Source organism: Nocardioides sp. (assembly GCF_004803405.1).
Lineage (GTDB): Bacteria > Actinomycetota > Actinomycetes > Propionibacteriales > Nocardioidaceae > Nocardioides > Nocardioides vastitatis.
In genome coordinates this window covers 1-17,996 of the sequence record NZ_SSXI01000246.1, presented here as the reverse complement: position 1 = coordinate 17,996, position 17,996 = coordinate 1, and the positions used below count along the sequence as shown (strand labels likewise).

General features: G+C 70.3%; 17 protein-coding genes and 2 tRNA genes. 16 read left to right on the top strand and 3 right to left on the bottom strand.

Annotated features, from left to right (window positions below; all coding sequences use genetic code 11):
• The first annotated feature begins 47 nt into the window (after window positions 1-47).
• The 15 genes from lpdA to E7Z54_RS17875 all read left to right on the top strand — a co-directional run bounded on the left by lpdA (window position 48) and on the right by E7Z54_RS17875 (window position 13,517).
• Window positions 48-1,445 carry a dihydrolipoyl dehydrogenase gene (lpdA, locus tag E7Z54_RS17945; protein ID WP_136436047.1) on the top strand — a complete coding sequence of 466 codons (1,398 nt, stop codon included), beginning with the start codon at window positions 48-50 and terminating at the stop codon, window positions 1,443-1,445.
• An 11-nt stretch (window positions 1,446-1,456) separates the two neighbouring features.
• On the top strand, window positions 1,457-2,824 hold the full coding sequence (locus E7Z54_RS17940; protein WP_136436045.1) for an NAD(P)H-quinone dehydrogenase: 1,368 nt from the start codon (window positions 1,457-1,459) through the stop codon (window positions 2,822-2,824).
• A gap of 39 nt (window positions 2,825-2,863) precedes the next feature.
• The gene (locus tag E7Z54_RS17935; RefSeq protein ID WP_136436043.1) at window positions 2,864-3,385 is read left to right on the top strand and encodes a ribose-5-phosphate isomerase; all 522 of its coding nucleotides are present in this window, start codon (window positions 2,864-2,866) and stop codon (window positions 3,383-3,385) included.
• Complete coding sequence (locus tag E7Z54_RS17930; protein ID WP_136436041.1) at window positions 3,378-4,253, top strand: Fpg/Nei family DNA glycosylase; 876 nt, start codon at window positions 3,378-3,380, stop codon at window positions 4,251-4,253. Before E7Z54_RS17935 ends, E7Z54_RS17930 begins: the two co-directional genes overlap by 8 nt.
• 4 nt (window positions 4,254-4,257) lie before the next feature.
• Window positions 4,258-5,310: a PP2C family protein-serine/threonine phosphatase gene (locus tag E7Z54_RS17925; protein ID WP_136436039.1), complete on the top strand. Its 1,053-nt coding sequence runs from the start codon at window positions 4,258-4,260 to the stop codon at window positions 5,308-5,310.
• Between the two features lie 105 nt (window positions 5,311-5,415).
• Window positions 5,416-5,486: transfer RNA gene (locus tag E7Z54_RS17920), tRNA-Gly, on the top strand.
• Between the two features lie 27 nt (window positions 5,487-5,513).
• Window positions 5,514-5,586, top strand: a tRNA-Pro gene (locus tag E7Z54_RS17915).
• Between the two features lie 34 nt (window positions 5,587-5,620).
• On the top strand, window positions 5,621-7,024 hold the full coding sequence (gene tig / locus E7Z54_RS17910; RefSeq protein WP_136436038.1) for a trigger factor: 1,404 nt from the start codon (window positions 5,621-5,623) through the stop codon (window positions 7,022-7,024).
• A 90-nt stretch (window positions 7,025-7,114) separates the two neighbouring features.
• Window positions 7,115-8,284 carry an esterase/lipase family protein gene (locus E7Z54_RS17905; RefSeq protein WP_136436036.1) on the top strand — a complete coding sequence of 390 codons (1,170 nt, stop codon included), beginning with the start codon at window positions 7,115-7,117 and terminating at the stop codon, window positions 8,282-8,284.
• A 48-nt stretch (window positions 8,285-8,332) separates the two neighbouring features.
• Complete coding sequence (locus E7Z54_RS17900; RefSeq protein WP_136436034.1) at window positions 8,333-8,662, top strand: hypothetical protein; 330 nt, start codon at window positions 8,333-8,335, stop codon at window positions 8,660-8,662.
• A gap of 30 nt (window positions 8,663-8,692) precedes the next feature.
• Window positions 8,693-9,172 (top strand): SRPBCC family protein, encoded by a 480-nt coding sequence (locus E7Z54_RS17895; protein WP_168798403.1) that lies wholly within the window; start codon window positions 8,693-8,695, stop codon window positions 9,170-9,172.
• A 128-nt stretch (window positions 9,173-9,300) separates the two neighbouring features.
• Complete coding sequence (locus E7Z54_RS17890) at window positions 9,301-9,906, top strand: ATP-dependent Clp protease proteolytic subunit (RefSeq protein WP_136436057.1); 606 nt, start codon at window positions 9,301-9,303, stop codon at window positions 9,904-9,906.
• A gap of 4 nt (window positions 9,907-9,910) precedes the next feature.
• Window positions 9,911-10,519 (top strand): ATP-dependent Clp protease proteolytic subunit, encoded by a 609-nt coding sequence (locus tag E7Z54_RS17885; RefSeq protein WP_136436030.1) that lies wholly within the window; start codon window positions 9,911-9,913, stop codon window positions 10,517-10,519.
• 98 nt (window positions 10,520-10,617) lie between these two features.
• The gene (gene clpX / locus E7Z54_RS17880) at window positions 10,618-11,895 is read left to right on the top strand and encodes an ATP-dependent Clp protease ATP-binding subunit ClpX (protein ID WP_136436028.1); all 1,278 of its coding nucleotides are present in this window, start codon (window positions 10,618-10,620) and stop codon (window positions 11,893-11,895) included.
• Window positions 11,896-12,056: 161 nt separating this feature from the next.
• Entirely contained in the window at window positions 12,057-13,517 is a 1,461-nt protein-coding gene (locus tag E7Z54_RS17875; RefSeq protein WP_136436026.1) for a ricin-type beta-trefoil lectin domain protein, read from the top strand.
• A gap of 42 nt (window positions 13,518-13,559) precedes the next feature.
• Here E7Z54_RS17875 and E7Z54_RS17870 read toward each other — a convergent pair whose 3' ends face one another.
• The gene (locus E7Z54_RS17870; RefSeq protein ID WP_136436024.1) at window positions 13,560-13,844 is read right to left on the bottom strand and encodes a hypothetical protein; all 285 of its coding nucleotides are present in this window, start codon (window positions 13,842-13,844) and stop codon (window positions 13,560-13,562) included.
• Complete coding sequence (valS, locus tag E7Z54_RS17865) at window positions 13,841-16,498, bottom strand: valine--tRNA ligase (protein ID WP_136436022.1); 2,658 nt, start codon at window positions 16,496-16,498, stop codon at window positions 13,841-13,843. The genes E7Z54_RS17870 and valS overlap by 4 nt, the downstream gene beginning before the upstream one ends.
• Window positions 16,499-16,557: 59 nt before the next feature.
• On the opposite strand from valS, the gene E7Z54_RS17860 reads away from it, so the two are divergent.
• A complete protein-coding gene (locus tag E7Z54_RS17860; protein WP_136436020.1) occupies window positions 16,558-17,700 on the top strand; it encodes a SpoIID/LytB domain-containing protein in 1,143 nt (380 codons plus the stop codon).
• Here the strand turns inward: E7Z54_RS17860 and E7Z54_RS17855 are convergent.
• Window positions 17,687-17,996 (bottom strand): benzoate/H(+) symporter BenE family transporter (locus tag E7Z54_RS17855; protein WP_206056371.1); only part of this gene is annotated, 310 nt, incomplete at its 5' end. The genes E7Z54_RS17860 and E7Z54_RS17855 overlap by 14 nt on opposite strands.

Sequence of the window (17,996 nt, the reverse complement as noted above, 5' to 3'; positions counted from 1 at the left end):
GACCCCGCGCTGCCCGTCCCCCCCGGCGGAGAACTAGGCTGACGCCCGTGAGCCACTTCGATGTCCTCGTCCTCGGTGCCGGCCCCGGTGGGTACGTCGCCGCGATCCGCGCCGCACAGCTCGGCAAGTCCGTCGCTGTGATCGAGAAGCAGTACTGGGGCGGTGTCTGCCTGAACGTCGGCTGCATCCCCTCCAAGGCCCTGCTGCGCAACGCGGAGATCGCGCACATCATCACGCACGAGAAGAGCACCTTCGGGATCTCGGGCGACGCGGTGATGGACTACGGGGTGACGCACAAGCGCAGCCGCGGCGTCGCCGAGGCGAGCGCCAAGGGCGTCCACTACCTGATGAAGAAGAACAAGATCACCGAGATCGACGGCTGGGGCACGCTCACCGGCCCGAAGTCCGTCGACGTCGCGGACGCCAACGGCGACGTCACCGCGCACACGTGCGACAACCTGATCATCGCCACCGGCGCCACGGTGCGGCTGGTCCCGGGGGTCACCCTCTCCCGGAACGTCGTCACCTACGAGGAGCAGATCCTCGACGACAACCTCCCGGGGTCGATGATCATCGGCGGCTCGGGCGCGATCGGCGTCGAGTTCGCCTACGTGATGAAGAACTTCGGTGTCGACGTCACGATCGTGGAGTTCCTCGACCGGATGGTGCCGACCGAGGACGCCGACGTGTCCAAGGAGCTGATGCGCCAGTACAAGAAGCTGGGCGTGAAGGTCCTGCTGTCCACCGCGGTCAAGGGGGTCGAGGACACCGGCTCCGGCGTCAAGGTGACCGTGGCTCCCGCGGACGGCGGCGACGAGCAGGTGCTGGAGGCCGACAAGTTCCTGGCCGCGTTCGGCTTCGCGCCGCGCGTGGAGGGCTACGGCCTGGAGTCCACCGGGGTGGCGCTGACCGAGCGCGGCGCGATCGCGGTCGACGGCCGCGGCCGGACGAACGTCGAGGGCGTCTATGCGATCGGTGACTGCACCGGCAAGCTCATGCTCGCGCACACCGCCGAGGCGATGGGCGTGATCGCCGCCGAGACGATCGGTGGCGCCGAGACCATGGAGCTGGACTTCGACATGATCCCGCGGGCGACGTTCTGCCAGCCCCAGATCGCGTCGTTCGGGTACACCGAGGCCCAGGCCAAGGAGAAGGGCTTCGACGTCAAGACCTCCTCGTTCCCCTTCTCGGCCAACGGCAAGGCCCGCGGCATGGCGGACGGCGTGGGCTTCGTGAAGGTCGTCGCCGACGCCGAGCACAACGAGATCCTCGGTGCCCACATGATCGGGCCCGAGGTGACCGAGCTCCTGCCGGTGCTGACGCTGGCGCAGCAGTGGGACCTGACCGCTGACGAGGTCGGCCGCAACGTCTTCGCCCACCCGACCCTGTCGGAGGCGATGAAGGAAGCCATCCACGGCATCGCCGGTCACATGATCAACCTCTGAGGAGGCCGGCCGTGGCGCGCGTGGTGATCGTCGGCGGGGGACCCGGCGGGTACGAGTCGGCCCTGGTCGCGGCGCAGCTGGGCGCCGAGGTCGTGGTCGTGGACTCCGACGGCGTGGGCGGCTCGGCCGTGCTGACCGACTGCGTGCCGAGCAAGACGCTGATCGCGACGGCCGAGGTGATGACCGACCTCAGCGAGGCCGGCGAGCTCGGCATCATCGTCGACCGCCCCGGTGTCGATCTGCACCGGGTCAACCAGCGGGTGAAGCGCCTCGCGCTCGCGCAGTCCGCCGACATCGAGGGCCGGCTCGACCGGGAGGGCGTGACGGTGGTCCACGGTCGCGGCCGCCTCGAGGGTCCGGGTCGCGTCGTCGCCGCGCTGGCCGACGGCACCGAGCAGACCTACGACGCCGACGCGATCCTGGTCGCCACCGGGGCCGCACCGCGGACGCTTCCCACGGCCATACCCGATGGCGAGCGGATCCTGACCTGGGAGCAGGTCTACGACCTCGACCAGACCCCGGAGCACATGATCGTGGTCGGCTCGGGCGTCACCGGCGCCGAGTTCGCCAGCGCCTACCAGTCCCTCGGGATCCCGGTCACCCTGGTCTCCTCCCGCGAGCGAGTGCTGCCGGGGGAGGACGCGGATGCCGCGCAGGTGCTCGAGGACGTGCTCAAGCGCCGCGGCATGGCAGTGCTCTCCCAGTCCCGCATGCAGTCGGTGACCCGCGACGGCGACGTGGTCACCGTGGCGCTCTCCGACGGCCGTCGGGTCCAGGGCTCCCACTGCATCCTCGCGCTCGGCTCGGTCCCCAACACGGCCGGGCTGGGGCTCGAGGAGGCCGGCGTCGCGCTGGACGAGGGCGGGTTCGTCGGGGTCGACCGGGTCTCCCGCACCTCCGCCCGCGGTGTCTACGCCGCCGGCGACTGCACGGGCGTCCTCATGCTCGCCTCGGTCGCCGCCATGCAGGGCCGGATCGCGATGTGGCACTTCCTCGGCGACGCGGTGCAGCCGCTCGACCTGGCCGAGGTCTCGTCCAACGTCTTCACCTCGCCGGAGATCGCGACCGTGGGCGTCACCCAGCAGCAGGTGGACGCCGGCCAGGTCTCCGCCGAGGTGGTCGTCCAGCCGCTCGCCACCAACGCGCGCGCCAAGATGCAGGGCATCCACGACGGGTTCGTGAAGCTCTTCGTCAACCCGGCGTCCCGCAGCGTGCTCGGCGGTGTCGTCGTCGGCCCCCGGGCCTCCGAGCTGATCCACCCGGTCGCGATCGCCGTCACCGAGCGGATGACGGCCGACCAGCTCGCCCAGGTGTTCACGGTCTACCCCTCGATCAGCGGGTCGATCGCCGAGGCCGCGCGACGCCTGCACCGCGCCTGAGCCACCACTCCCAGCACACCCGAAAGGCACACCTACGACATGCGCGTCCACCTCGGCTGCGACCACGCCGGCCTGGAGCTGAAGGCCCACCTCGTCACCTGGCTGACCGAGCACGGCTACGAGCCGGTCGACCACGGCCCCTTCGTCTACGACGCCCTCGACGACTACCCCGTGTTCTGCCTGCGGGCGGCGGAGGGCGTCGTCGCCGACCGTGACGCCGGCCTCGACAGCCTCGGCGTCGTGATCGGCGGCTCCGGCAACGGTGAGCAGATCGCCGCCAACAAGGTGAAAGGCGTCCGCGCCGCGCTCGCCTGGTCGGAGGAGACCGCGACCCTCGCTCGCGAGCACAACGACGCGTGGGTGGTCGCCGTGGGCGGGCGCATGCACACGCTCGAGGAGATGACCCGCCTGGTGGAGGTCTTCTTGAGCACGCCGTTCCCCGGGGACGAGCGCCACGTACGGCGCATCGGCCAGCTGGCGTCGTACGAGACCACCGGCGAGCTGCCGCCGCTCCCGCCCTCCGCCCTGGGTGGCGCCGCCGATCAGCAGGGCGATGCCTGAGGGGCACACCCTCCACCGTCTCGCGGACCACGTCACGAAGGTCTTCGCCGACGAGCTGGTGCGGGTGGGGAGCCCGCAGGGCCGGTTCGCGGCCGGCGCAGAGCAGCTCGACGGCACGCGGCTGCTCGACGCGGATGCGTGGGGCAAGCAGCTGTTCATCCGGTTCGAGGCGGAGCGGTTCATCCAGGTGCACCTCGGCCTCTACGGCACCTTCGACGTGCACGACGACACGCCCGACGTGCCGCCGCCGGTCGGCCAGGTGCGGCTGCGGCTGGTGCGTTCGCCGCGTGAGGACCGCCCTGCGGCCTACGCCGACCTGCGCGGCGCGACCACCTGTGCCCTGGTGACCCGGGCGGAGCGCGACGCCGTGGTGGCGCGCTCCGGGCCGGACCCGCTCCGCGCCGATGCCGACCCCGACCGTGCGTGGGCGCGGATCAGCCGCAGCGCGTCGCCCATCGGCACCCTGCTGATGGACCAGACCGTGCTGGCGGGCGTGGGCAACGTCTACCGCGCCGAGGTGCTGTTCCGGCACCGGATCCACCCGCTCCGGCCCGGGCGGACGCTTCGGGCCGCGCAGTGGCGCTCGATCTGGCACGATCTGGTCGTGCTGATGGCGGAGGGGGTGCGCACCGGACGGATCGACACCGTCCGGCCCGAGCACACGCCCGAGACGATGGGGCGTCCGCCGCGGGTCGACGACCACGGCGGAGAGGTCTACGTCTACCGCCGTACCGGCCAGGCGTGCCACGTCTGCGGCGGCGCCGTGCGGACCCAGGTCCTGGGCGGGCGCAACCTGTTCTGGTGCCCCCGGTGCCAGCCGGTCTTCCGATCGAGGGCCGGTCGCTCCCGCGGCGGCAGGCCGGAGTGACCCCGTGACGCGACTGCGGAGGATCAGCCCCGAGAACGTCGAACGCGTGACCCTCACCCTGCTCGCCCTGCTGGTCGTCGCGCTGACCGTCGGATTCGTGGTCGCGCCCGGCCGGGTGCCGTTCACGAGCCTGAACGTCCCGCTGTTGCTGGCAGCGCTGACCCTCTCGCCGCGGCGGCTGACGCTGCTGGCCCTCCTGGTCGGGGGCGCCACGCTGGTCGCGGCGATCAAGGAGCCGGCGTTCACGGGCCGCACGACGGCGGCGCTGGTCATCCTCGCGCTGCTGTGCGTGATCGTCCTGGCCATCAGCGTCTCTCGCAGCCCGGTCGGCATCGGCAGCCGGCGGCGGGAGTCGATGCTGGTCGACCTGCGCGACCGCATCCTCGCCCAGGGTGCGATGCCTCCGCTGCCGTCGGGCTGGATGGTCGAGTCGGCCCTCTCGTCGGCGGGCGGGTCCCCCTTCGCCGGCGACTTCGTCGTGGCGACGACCCGGAACCAGGGCACGCACCTCGAGCTCGCGGTCGTGGACGTCTCCGGCAAGGGAGAGGCCGCGGGCACCCGCGCCCTGCAGCTCTCGGGTGCCATGGGCGGCCTGCTCGGCGCCCTCCCGCCGGCGAGGTTCCTCCCGGCGGCCAACGACTACCTGCTCCAGCGCGCGTGGGACGAGGGCTTCGCGACCGCCGTCCACGTCTCTCTCGACCTGGTCACCGGGGAGTACGAGCTCCGCGGCGCTGGCCACCCGCCGCCGGTCCAGCGATACGCGGGCTCCGGGCGCTGGCAGCCGATCCGCACCAACGGCCCGGTGCTCGGGATCGTCGAGGACGTCGACTACGAGTCCTACGTCGGCCGGCTCGCCCCGGGGGACAGCCTGCTGCTCTACACCGACGGGATGGTCGAGGTGCCGCGGCGCGACATCGAGCTAGGCATCGACCACATGCTGGGTGCGGCCGAGGGGCTGCTGCGGCACTCGTGGGACGGCCTGGCCAACCGGCTGGTCGCGGTGGTGGGCTCGCCCGACGACGACCGGGCACTGCTGATCGTCCACCGGCGGCCCTAGGAGCGACCCGGCACGCTCGACAGGCGGCCTCGGTTGGGGAGGGGGGACCGTCATGTGGCACGATGACACCGCAATTCGGCGTGCCCAGAGCGCGACGAGAGGCGCGGGGATGTAGCTCAATGGTAGAGCCCCAGTCTTCCAAACTGGCTACGCGGGTTCGATTCCCGTCATCCCCTCGGAGCACGGCCGAAAGGCCGTTTCAACGGGGCGTAGCGTAGTGGCTAGCGCGCCTGCTTTGGGAGCAGGAGACCGCAGGTTCGAGTCCTGTCGCCCCGACGCATGATCACCATCGACTAGTAGGAGAACACCTGTGAAGAGCGCCGTCGAGACCTTGAGCCCGACCCGGGCCAAGCTGACCATCGAGGTGCCCTTCGAGGAGCTCAAGCCGAGCCTCGACGCGGCGTACCAGAAGATCGCGAAGCAGATCAACGTTCCCGGTTTCCGTCGTGGCAAGGTCCCGCCGCAGGTCATCGACCGCCAGGTCGGTCGCGGTGTGGTGCTGGACGAGGCCGTCAACGAGGTCCTGCCGAAGGCCTATGTCGAGGCGCTGACCGAGAACTCCCTGACCCCGCTGGCGCAGCCGGACATCGAGGTCACGAAGTTCGAGGACAACGAGGGCCTGGAGTTCACCGCCGAGGTCGACATCAAGCCCGAGATCGAGCTCCCGGCGTACGACGGCCTCGAGGCGACCGTCGAGGACATCGAGGTGACCGACGCCGACGTCGACGAGCAGCTCGACGCGCTGCGTGAGCGGTTCGGCACCCTGATCGACGTCGAGCGCCCCGCGCAGGACGGCGACTTCGTGGTCATCGACCTGGTCGCGACCAAGGACGGCGAGGTCGTCAACGGCGCCGAGATCAGCGACTTCTCCTACAAGGTCGGCAGCGGCGGCATGATCGAGGGCCTCGACGACGCCCTCGCCGGCGCCTCGGTGGACGAGGAGAAGACCTTCACCACCCAGCTCGTCAGCGGCGACCTGGTCGGCCAGGACGTCGACGTCAAGGTCAAGGTCAAGCAGGTCCAGGAGCAGGAGCTCCCCGAGCTCGACGACGACTTCGCGCAGGAGGCCTCGGAGTTCGACACCCTCGAGGAGCTGCGCGCCGATGTCCGCGAGCGGCTCACCCGCGGCAAGCGGCTCGAGCAGGCTGCGGCCGCTCGGGACGCCGTCCTCGAGTCGCTGCTGGAGAAGGTCGACATTCCGCTGCCGGAGACCATGGTCACCGAGGAGCTCAACGCACGCCGGGCCAACGTCGAGCAGCAGCTCGCGATGGCCGGCATGCCGCTGGAGAAGTACCTCGAGGACGAGGGCCAGACCCAGGAGGAGTTCGAGGCCGACCTCGACCGCCGCGTCCGCGACGCGATCGCCGCGCAGTTCCTGCTCGACGAGATCGCGGACAAGGAGGAGATGGGCGTCGACCAGTCCGAGCTGACCCAGCACATGATCCGTCGCGCCCAGCAGTCCGGCCAGGACCCGCAGGAGTTCGTGAACCACATGTTCGAGCACAACCACGTGCCCGACATGGTTCAGGAGATCCGTCGCGGCAAGGCGCTCCAGCAGCTCGTCGAGGGGGCGACCGTCAAGGACGCCTCCGGCAACCAGGTGGAGCTGAAGAACCTGCGGGGCGACGGCTCGATCGGTGAGGACGAGCCCGCCGACGACGACGCTGAGGCGCCGGTGAACGCGCCGGCCGAGCTGATCGCCGACGAGGACTGACCTTCAGCACGATGTGACGTCCGTCGCGCTCGCGCCACGCCGCGACCCCGAATAGTGAACACCTGTTCACTGAGGCGCTAGGGTCGTGTCGTGAAGCAGGAGCCGACCGTCATCGAGGCGCTGGCGCTGCTGGCTGCCGTTGCCGACGACCTCGTCGTCACGACCGCACGCGAGACCCACACCGCGGTCGTGGACCGGGCCTACGGCGTGGTCCGGAAGGGCCTCGGTCCTGCGGGAGGGTCGACCGAGGCCATCCACCGCGGCATCGCGACCGCTGTCTACGGCGCGCTCGGCCTGACCCTGCGCGGCGCCAGCCTGGGGCTCGACCGGCTCGCCGAGACGGGTGTCGGCCCACGCCTGGAGGACCGCCCGAGGGGTCGGTTCGTGAGCGCCGCCGTCAACGGGCTGATCGGCGAGGAGCTGCGTCGCGAGCGGCCGCGGCTCGCGATCGAGACGGGCGTACGGCACCAGGGTCGTGACGTCGTGCTCACCGAGGAGGGGGTCGGCGCCGCGTTCCCCGACGCCACGGCGCAGGTGGTCGTCTTCTTGCACGGGCTCTGTGAGAACGAGGACTACTGGAAACTCCACCGCCAGTCGACCGGCTCGACGTACGGCGAGAGCCTGGCCCGGCGGGGATGGACCCCGGTCTACCTCCGCGCCAACACCGGCCTCGGTGTCCGTGAGAACGGCGTGGCGATGTCGGCGCTGCTGCAGAGGCTGGTCGGCGTGTGGCCGACCGAGGTGCGTCGCATCGCCCTGGTCGGCCACTCCCTCGGCGGCCTGATCTCCCGGACGGCGCTGGCCGTCAAGGCGGATCAGCCGGGTGACCGGGGCTGGACGGACCTCGTGACCGACGTGGTAACCCTCGGCACGCCCCACCTCGGCGCGCCGCTGGCGAAGAGCGCCCACCACGGGAGCCGCCTGCTCAACCGGATGCCGGAGTCGCGTGGCTTCGGGGCGATCCTCGACCGTCGGTCGCTCGGCATCCGCGACCTCCGTGAAGGAGTCGCAGCCGAGGTCCCGGCCCTGCCGCACGTCCGCTTCCGGCTGGTGTCGGCCACACTGACCCGGTCGCCGCGGCACCCTGTCGCCCAGGTGGTCGGCGACCTCCTCGTCACCCCGCGCTCCGCTGTCGGCCGGGACCGTCGCGGCACCGACCTGTTCCCGGGGGCCGAGACCCTGCACGTCGGCCGCACCGACCACTTCGGTCTGCTCAACCACCCCGAGGTGCACGCAGCGCTCGCCCGCTGGCTGGGTTGAGCCCGGCTACTCACGACGCCCACACCGTCGCGCCGCGAGGCTCGACGCATGGGAGAGACCAGCACGACCACCGCCCCGACCCGCCGCGCCGCCGTCGTCTGCGCGGCCGTCGCACTCGCACTCGCCGTCCTCGAGCTGTTGGTTGCGACGTTCTTCGTCGTCGCGACCGCCGCCGACACCTCCGAGGACCCGCTCGCCGACATCGGCTACGTCTTCGCCGTGGCCCTCGGGTTGCCCGGGGTGCTGGGCCTGCTGTTCGGGGGGCTGGGCTGGTCGCTCGCGAGGCGTCCGGTGGGGCTGGGCCTGGCGATCGTCGGCGTGGTGGTTGCCGGCGCACCCGGCCTCTGGATGATCTCGCTCTGGCTGCCCGCCTTCTGACCCTCGGCCGCAGGGGCCATCATGGTCCCCATGACGCACGCGGGGGCCGAACGGGAGCTGCGCGCCGAGGCCGTGATCGACGCGCCCGCGGACCGGGTGTGGGCGCTGCTCACCGACTTCCGGCAGCTGGCCGAGTGGAGCCCCGAGACCGTGCGGATGATGCCGCTGAAGCCGGGCGGTCTCCGCGTGGGGCAGTGGTACCTCGGCATCAACCGCCGCAAGGCGGTCCTCTGGCCGACACGGTCGGTGGTCGCGGAGGTCAGTTTGGGTCGCCGCCTGGTGTGGGACACGCCGTCGAGCGGGGCGCAGTGGATCTGGGAGCTCGATCCGGTCCCCGGCGAGCCGGACCGGACCCGCGTCGTGCACCGGCGACCGGTGCCGCGGGCGCTCACCCGGGGGAGCCGGCTCTTCGCGTCGCTCGCGCTCGGTGGGTCCGAATCCCACGCCGACGAGCTGGAGGCCGGCATGGCCGTCACGGTCGACGGGCTCAGAGCCGCGGCAGAGGGCTGACCGGACCGGCGTGGTGCGCAAATCCGCTGTCGGCGAACAGGGGTGGTTATCGCGTGGATCTGTCTCCGGAGACGGCTAGTGTCACCCGCGTGACTCAGTTTCCCGGTGGCCCCGACAGCGGCCCTCAGATGAACGGCGCGTCGGGGATCAACTTCCTCGACGACAACATCTACAGCCGGCTGCTCCGTGAGCGGATCGTCTTCCTCGGCTCCGAGGTGCGTGACCAGAACGCCAACGCGATCTGCGCGCAGCTGCTGCTGCTGTCGGCGGAGGACCCCGAGGCCGACATCTTCCTCCACATCAACAGCCCGGGTGGCTCCGTGGACGCCGGCATGGCGATCTACGACACCATGAACTACATCCCCAACGACGTCGCGACCGTCGGCATGGGCCTGGCCGCCTCGATGGGCCAGTTCCTGCTCTGCGCCGGCGCCAAGGGCAAGCGATACGCACTGCCCCACGCGCGGATCATGATGCACCAGCCGTCGTCCGGGATGGGCGGCTCCGCCTCCGACATCAAGATCCAGGCGCAGCAGTCGCTGCACATCAAGAAGGTGCTGCTCGAACTGATCTCGCAGCACACCGGCCAGAGCGTGGAGCAGGTCACCACCGATGCAGACCGCGACCGCTGGTTCACCGCCGGCGAGGCGCGCGAGTACGGCCTGGTCGACAAGGTGATCGCCAGCGCGAAGGAAGCCTCCAGCGAGGGCCGTCCGGCCCACAAGAAGGACTGAGCAGATGAACTACTACATTCCCCAGTGGGAAGAGCGCACCTCCTACGGCTTCCGCAGGATCGACCCGTACGCCAAGCTGTTCGAGGACCGCATCATCTACCTCGGCACGCCGATCTCCGACGACGTCGCCAACGCGGTGATCGCCCAGCTGCTGTGCCTCCAGTCGATGAACCCCGACCAGGACATCAGCATCTACATCAACAGCCCTGGTGGCTCCTTCACGGCGCTCACCGCGATCTACGACACCATCCAGTTCATCAAGCCCGACGTGCAGACGGTGTGCATCGGGCAGGCCGCCTCGGCGGCCGCGGTGCTGCTGGCCGCGGGCGCGAAGGGCAAGCGCCTGGCGCTGCCCAACAGTCGGATCCTGATCCACCAGCCCTACACCGAGGGCACCTTCGGCCAGACCTCGGACATCGAGATCCAGGCCAACGAGATCCTGCGCATGCGCGAGATGCTCGAGAAGATGATCAGCGACCACTCGGGCCGGTCCATCGAGGAGGTCAGCCGCGACATCGAGCGGGACAAGATCCTGACCGCTCAGGGGGCGATCGAGTACGGCTTGATCGACTCGGTGCTCGAGTCCCTCAAGCAGACCCCTGCACTCGCCTGACCAGCAACCGATGAGCCCCTCGACGTACTCCTCGTGTCACACCCCACAGCGGGTGCGGCACGGGGTACCGTCGGGGAGTTCATACGTGAGGAGGACCTGTGGCACGCATCGGTGACGGTGGCGACCTGTTGAAGTGCTCGTTCTGCGGCAAGAGCCAGAAGCAGGTGAAGAAGCTCATCGCGGGTCCGGGTGTCTACATCTGCGACGAGTGCATCGACCTGTGCAACGAGATCATCGAGGAGGAGCTCGCCGAAGGCAGTGAGGTCACCCTCGAGGAGCTGCCCAAGCCGAAGGAGATCTTCGAGTTCCTCAACTCCTACGTCATCGGACAGGAGCAGGCGAAGAAGTCCCTCGCGGTCGCGGTCTACAACCACTACAAGCGGGTCCAGGCGGGCGTGCAGCCGATCTCGGGCAAGCACAGCAAGGACGAGGTCGTCGAGGTCGCCAAGTCCAACATCCTGGTGATCGGCCCGACCGGCTGCGGCAAGACCTACCTCGCGCAGACGCTCGCGCGGATGCTCAACGTGCCGTTCGCGATCGCCGACGCCACGGCGCTGACGGAGGCCGGCTACGTCGGCGAGGACGTCGAGAACATCCTCCTCAAGCTGATCCAGGCGGCCGACTACGACGTCAAGAAGGCCGAGACCGGGATCATCTACATCGACGAGATCGACAAGGTGGCCCGCAAGGCCGAGAACCCCTCGATCACCCGCGACGTCTCCGGCGAGGGCGTGCAGCAGGCGCTGCTGAAGATCATCGAGGGCACGACCGCCTCGGTGCCGCCACAGGGCGGACGCAAGCACCCCCACCAGGAGTTCATCCAGATCGACACCACGAACATCCTGTTCGTGGTCGGCGGTGCCTTCGCCGGGCTCGAGCACATCATCGAGCAGCGGGTCGGCAAGAAGTCGCTGGGCTTCACCGCCGAGCCCCGCGGCAAGGCCGACCGTGAGGCCGACGACATGCTGTCGCTGGTTCGACCGGAGGACCTCACGAAGTTCGGCCTGATCCCCGAGTTCATCGGCCGGCTCCCGTTGATCGCGAGCGTCAGCCCGCTCGACCAGGAGGCGCTGGTCCAGATCCTCACCGAGCCCCGCAACGCCCTGGTCAAGCAGTACAAGAAGCTCTTCGAGCTCGACGGTGTCGAGCTGGAGTTCACCGACGACGCGATCCAGGGGATCGCCGACAAGGCGCTCGAGCGCGGCACCGGTGCTCGTGGGCTGCGCGCCATCATCGAGGAGGTCCTCCTCTACGTGATGTACGACGTGCCCAGCCGCGGTGACGTGGAGAAGGTCGTCGTGACCCGGGAGACCGTCGACGACGACGCCCCGCCCACGCTGGTGCTGCGCGAGACCAAGAAGAAGAAGTCGGCCTGATCGGTCCGCGCTCGAGCGGACGCCGGCGAGGACCAGCAGCCTGGCCAGCCTTGACGCTGGGCGAGGCGCGGTGAGACGCTCCCAGTCCACAGTGACTGTTTACGTCAACATACGGCCCTTCTCGGGGCGCGTGTTCGACTCCTCGGGGATTCGGAGACCACATGAACTGGGTGCGCACCATCCTGGCGATGCTCGTAGCCGTGACCGTGACGACCGCCGGCGCCATGCCGGGGACCGCGACGAGCGCCGCACCTGAAGCAGGCGAGAAGGCAAGCGGACCGGCGAGCAAACCGCGCCCCGGCACGCGTGAGTTCCGGGGCGTCAACTGGGCGGACCCTCGCGACAACTACGCCGCCGACGAGGTCGTCCCCTCGGGGCTGAGCAAGGACGACGGCTACGCCCGGACGTACCGCAGGTCGACCGCGATCGTCAGCGAGTTCCGGCACGAGATGCGGGCCAACACGATCCGGCTGCCGATCAATCCCTCGAGCGTCGGTACGGACTGGTGGACGTCGTACCGCGCGGCCATCGATGCCTCGGTGGACCAGGGGTTCAAGGTCATCCTCAGCTACTGGGAGGCCAACGACGCCAAGGACGGCCGGGTGGACGACCCGCAGAGGTTCGAGGCGATGTGGGAGACCGTCGTCGCCAGGTACGGCCACCATCCCCGCGTCTACTTCGAGCCGATGAACGAGCCGTTCGGCTACCCGCTGGACGAGTGGGTCGCGCTCACCGCCTCATGGCTGGACCGGCATGACGACGTCCCCCGCGGACGCGTCGTCATCTCCGGCACGGGCTACAACGACGACGTCAAGGGCGTGGGCGCGGCGCCCGAGCTCAGGGGCACCCTGCTGTCGTTGCACTTCTACGGCTTCTGGGCCGACCACACCACGGAGGAGGAGTGGCGGGCCAACCTCCTGCCCCGGATCGGTCCCTACGGATGGCGCACGATCATCGACGAGGCCGGCTCCCCGATGACCACCGGCCTGAACTACGGCAACCACGAGGGCAACATCTACACCTCCTACCTGGGTGCCCTCACCGAGACCGCGCGCAGCCAACGGATGGGCATCGTCTACTGGCCGGGCCTGCGCAACGGCGACGCCTACTCCATGACCACGCAGGTCGCGGCGAACGACCTCGAGGTCAACAGCGAGAGCGGGCTGGCCCAGCTGCAGTGGGGCTGGGGGCTGCTGAAGGAGGAGCCCGTCAACGACCTGCCGCCGGCACCGCCGGGCGAGGTCCTGCGCGGCGTGGGCAGTGGCAGGTGTGTCGACGTCCCGGGCTTCTCGACGACCAACGGGACCGCGCTGAACCTGTGGGACTGCAACGCCGGTGGCAACCAGTCGTGGAACTGGACGGCGGAGAAGCAGCTGACCGTCTACGGCGACAAGTGCATGACGATCGGTGGCGACGGGTCCAGTGCGGGAAGTCCGGTGATCATCACCGACTGCACGGGGGCGGCACACCAGGCGTGGGAGCTCAATGCCGACCTCTCGATCACCAGCGTCGGCCATCCTGAGCTCTGCCTCGACGCCGCCGGCGCCGGCACGGGCAACGGGACACCCATCGACGTCTGGTACTGCAACGGTGGGACCAACCAGCAGTGGACGAGGTCCTAGCCGGGACCGTGGAGCCGTGGCTCGCGCGGTTCGCCCCACGCCTCAGCGGCAGTACCCGTCGACGTACTCCCGGAAGGTCGCCTCGTCCGCGGCGTCGGTCTCCTCGCCCTCGTCGAGGTCGAGAAGATAGCGCCGGGCCTCGAACGGGAGGTTGGCGGGCGTGCCGAGCGAGCGCAGCTCGTCGAGCTGCTCGCGGCTCAGGCCGGTGTCGGTGACGACGTCGCAGAACTCGTCCTGATCGGCGGCCGAGGGCCACACGGTGGGACTGCAGGCGCTCGTCGCCAACAGCGCGGCCGCCGCAGCGGCCACCACGCGGAGGCGTGTCACTCGCTGGGCGTGGCCGGGGACTCGGGCTGCTCGGCGATCTCGGCCGTCACCGCGAGCTCGGTCGCGGAGTCGTCGACGGTGAAGACCAGGTCGCCCACGATCTTGCCCGCGGCGACCAGGTCGCGCCGGGCCAGCTCGGCGTCCCGAACCAGCTTCCCGGGACCCCTCACCTCGACCCGCGCAAGCGGCGTCTTCATGTTGACCTTGGCCTGCGACTTCGCCCCGCGGATCCCGGCCAGCGCGGCGGCGACGGAGTCGATCGCGGTGCCGTCGGACGCGGCGGGGGAGCCGAGCTCGGTGACCGTGGGCCACGGCGCGCGGTGGATCGAGCCCTCCTGCCACCACGACCAGACCTCCTCGGTCACGTAGGGCAGGAACGGCGCCAGCAGCCGCAGCTGCACCTGGAGGGCGAACGCGAGGGTGGCGCGGGCGGAGTCGGAGACCAGCTCCTCGTGGCCGTAGGCGCGCTCCTTGACCAGCTCGAGGTAGTCGTCGCAGAACTCCCAGAAGAACTTCTCGGTGACCTCGAGCGCGGTCGTGTAGTCGTAGGCGTCGAACGCCTCGGTCGCCCTGCGCACGACCGACGCGAGCCGGCCGATCAGCGCGGTGTCGACGGGCTCGCTGACGGAGGCGGGGCTGAACTCGGTCGCCCCCACGCTGCCGAGCACGAACTTCGACGCGTTGAGGACCTTCATCGCCAGCCGCCGGCCGACCTTCATCTGGGTCTCGTCGAACGGCGAGTCCAGCCCGGGCCGGGCGATCGCCGCACGCCAGCGGACCGCGTCGGCGCCGTACTTGCCGAGGATCTCGTCGGGCACGACCACGTTGCCCTTGGACTTGGACATCTTCTTGCGGTCGGGGTCGACGATGAAACCCGAGATCATGGCGTGCGACCAGGGGGCGGCGCCGTTCTCGAAGTGAGCGCGGACCACCCGGCTGAACAGCCAGGTGCGGATGATGTCGTGCGCCTGGGTGGCGAGGTCCATGGGGAACACCCGCTGGAACAGGTCATCGTCCTCGACCCAGCCGCCCGCGATGTGCGGGGTCAGGGACGAGGTGGCCCAGGTGTCCATGACGTCGGGGTCGCCGACGAAACCGCCCGGCTTGCCGCGCTGGTCCTCGGTGTACCCCCGGGGGACCTGGGTGGACGGGTCGACCGGCAGCTCGGCCTCGGCGGGGAGCAGCAGCCGGGCGTAGTCGGGCTCGCCCTCCTCGTCCAGCGGGTACCAGACCGGGAACGGGATGCCGAAGAACCGCTGGCGTGAGATCAGCCAGTCGCCGTTGAGGCCGCCGACCCAGTTGTCGTAGCGGTGCTTCATGTGCGGCGGCAGCCACTCGATCTCCGCGCCGCGGGCGATCATCTGGTCGCGCACCCTCGCGTCGCGGCCACCGTTGCGGATGTACCACTGGCGGGTGGAGACGATCTCGAGGGGCTTGTCGCCCTTCTCGTAGAAGTTCGCCATCCGCTGGGTGGGCTTGGGGTCCCCGTCGAGGTCGCCGGACTCCCGGAGCTTCGCGACCATCGTCTCCCGCGCGCTGTGCACGGTCTTGCCCTTGAGGTCCTCGTAGGCGGCCGACGCGCGCTCGGCGGACAGCCACTCGGGGGTCTCGCGGGTGAACCGTCCGTCGCGACCGATGACGGTGCGGACCGGGAGCTGCAGCTCCCGCCACCACTGGACGTCGGTCAGGTCGCCGAAGGTGCAGCACATCGCGATGCCCGCGCCCTTGTCCATCTCCGCCGACGGGTGCGCGACGACCGGGATCTCGACGCCGAACACGGGGGAGGCGACGGTGGTGCCGAACAGGGGCTGGTAGCGCTCGTCGTCGGGGTGTGCGATGAGCGCGACGACCGACGGGATCAGCTCGGGGCGCGTGGTCTCGATGTGGACGGCGCCGCCGCCCGGCTTGTGGAACGCCACGCGGTGGTAGGCGCCGGCGTACTCACGAGCCTCGAGCTCGGCCTGCGCGACGGCAGTCTGGAAGGTGACGTCCCAGAGGGTCGGGGCCTCCTGGAGATAGGCCTCGCCACGCGCCAGGTTGCGCAGGAACGCCCGCTGGCTGACGGTCTGCGCCCGCTTGCCGATGGTCGTGTAGTTGATCTTCCAGTCCACGCTGAGGCCCAGGGTCCGCCAGAGCGACTCGAAGACCAGCTCGTCCTGCTCGACCAGCTGCTCGCACAGCTCGACGAAGTTCGGCCGGCTGATCGGGACCTGGCGCTTCGGGTCCGGCTTCTCGGGCGGGGTGAAGTCGGGGTCGTACGGCAGCGACGGGTCGCACCGGACGCCGTAGAAGTTCTGGACCCGCCGCTCGGTCGGCAGGCCGTTGTCGTCCCAGCCCATCGGGTAGAAGACCGACTTGCCCTGCATCCGCTGGTAGCGGGCGATCAGGTCGGTGTGCGTGTAGGAGAAGACGTGGCCGACGTGCAGGCTGCCGCTGACGGTCGGCGGCGGCGTGTCGATCGAGTAGACGTTCTCGCGCGGCTGGCTCCGGTCGAACCCGAAGGTGTCGTCGGCCCTCCACCGCTCGGCCCACTTCTGCTCGAGTCCCTCCAGCGCAGGCCTGTCCGGTACCGATACAGCACGGGCCGCGGCGCCCTCGGAATCCGCGGCCGGGCTGGTCGGGGCCGGTGCCTGGGTGCTGTCGAGCTCGGTCATGGTCACGAATCCTAGGGCGATCACGCCCGGAGCCTGGAACCGGCGGTTAACCTCGAGTGATGCGCCTAATTCTCGGGACCCTGCTGATCGCGCTCGCGACCACCCTCCACGCGCCCACGGCCGTCGCCGCCGGGCCCGACGAGGTGACCGTCACCGGCAGCGGCTACGGCCACGGCAAGGGCATGTCGCAGTACGGCGCCAAGGAGCGTGCCGAGGCGGGGCACACGCATCGGCAGATCCTCGGGTTCTACTACCCCGGGACCGCAGTCGGCTCTGCCCGCGGCAGCCTGAAGGTGCTGATCACCGCCGACACCACCAGCGGCGTGGTGGTCCGTCACCGCTCGGCGCTGACGGTGCGCAGCCTGAAGAGCGGTCGGGTGTGGAACCTGACGAAGCGCAACGCCCGGCGCTGGCGGATCACGCCGTTGCCCGGCAACCGGAGCAGCCGCCTGTGGGTCCACACCGGCCGGTGGCGAGTGGTCCGCGATATCGCCGGGCAGGCCGAGTTCCGCGCGGGCGGACGGCCGATCCGGCTCTACGTCCCCGGCGGCTCCGCGGTCTACCGCGGCTCGCTGCGCTCGGCCGTTCCCAGCTCCGGAGCCGGTCGCGACACGGTGAACGTGGTGCCGCTCGAGGCCTACCTCCGTGGCGTCGTGGCGCGCGAGATGCCGGCGTCGTGGAGTCCGCATGCCGTCCGGGCGCAGGCCGTCGCAGCGCGGACCTACGCCGTGCACGAGCGCGAGACCACCAATCGCGGGTACTTCGACGTCTGGGACACCACCCGGTCGCAGGTGTACGGCGGCGTCGGCTCCGAGCACCCGAGCTCGAACGCCGCGATCGCGGCGACCCGGGGCGAGATCCGGACCTACGGCCGCAGGGCGGCGTTCACCCAGTTCGGCTCCAGCAACGGCGGCTGGACGGTGAAGGGCGGCTTCCCCTACCTGCCCGCACGTCAGGATCGGTTCGACCCGGCCACCCGCTGGACGGTGAGGATCAGCGACGACGCGATCGAGCGGGCCTGGCCGAGCATCGGGGACCTGGAGAGCGTGACCGTCGCGGCGGGCGACCGGGACCGCCGGGGAAGCTGGGGCGGCCGGGTGCTCGAGGTCACCATCAAGGGCACCAAGGACACCGCGACGCCGACCGGTGAGTCGTTCCGCTCGATCCTGGGGCTGCGGTCCACCCTGTTCACCGTGTCCTGACCGGGGACCTCGCCGGAGCTCGGCGCAGGAACGCCCGCAGCACCAGCCCCACCAGCAACGCCCAGAACGCGGCGCCGATGCCGAGCACGCTCACGCCCGACGCCGCGACGACCAGCGTCGCGGCCGCGGCCTCCCGCTCGCGGGGATCCGCGAGAGCGTCGGCCAGCGAGGAGCCGAGCGTCCCGAGCAGAGCCACGCCGGCGGCGGCCTGCATCACGCCGTCCGGGGCGGCGACCACCATCGCCACCAACAGGCCGCTCGCCAGGGCGAGTACGACGTAGGTGATGGCCGCGCTG

Excerpts from the sequence above, each read along its gene's own strand:
- E7Z54_RS17935 (WP_136436043.1), top strand. The coding sequence starts at position 2,864 with ATGCGCGTCCACCTCGGCTGCGACCACGCCGGCCTGGAGCTGAAGGCC.
- E7Z54_RS17930 (WP_136436041.1), top strand. The coding sequence starts at position 3,378 with ATGCCTGAGGGGCACACCCTCCACCGTCTCGCGGACCACGTCACGAAG.
- E7Z54_RS17900 (WP_136436034.1), top strand. The coding sequence starts at position 8,333 with ATGGGAGAGACCAGCACGACCACCGCCCCGACCCGCCGCGCCGCCGTC.
- E7Z54_RS17895 (WP_168798403.1), top strand. The coding sequence starts at position 8,693 with ATGACGCACGCGGGGGCCGAACGGGAGCTGCGCGCCGAGGCCGTGATC.
- E7Z54_RS17890 (WP_136436057.1), top strand. The coding sequence starts at position 9,301 with ATGAACGGCGCGTCGGGGATCAACTTCCTCGACGACAACATCTACAGC.
- E7Z54_RS17885 (WP_136436030.1), top strand. The coding sequence starts at position 9,911 with ATGAACTACTACATTCCCCAGTGGGAAGAGCGCACCTCCTACGGCTTC.
- E7Z54_RS17875 (WP_136436026.1), top strand. The coding sequence starts at position 12,057 with ATGAACTGGGTGCGCACCATCCTGGCGATGCTCGTAGCCGTGACCGTG.
- valS (WP_136436022.1), bottom strand. The coding sequence starts at position 16,498 with ATGACCGAGCTCGACAGCACCCAGGCACCGGCCCCGACCAGCCCGGCC.
- E7Z54_RS17860 (WP_136436020.1), top strand. The coding sequence starts at position 16,558 with ATGCGCCTAATTCTCGGGACCCTGCTGATCGCGCTCGCGACCACCCTC.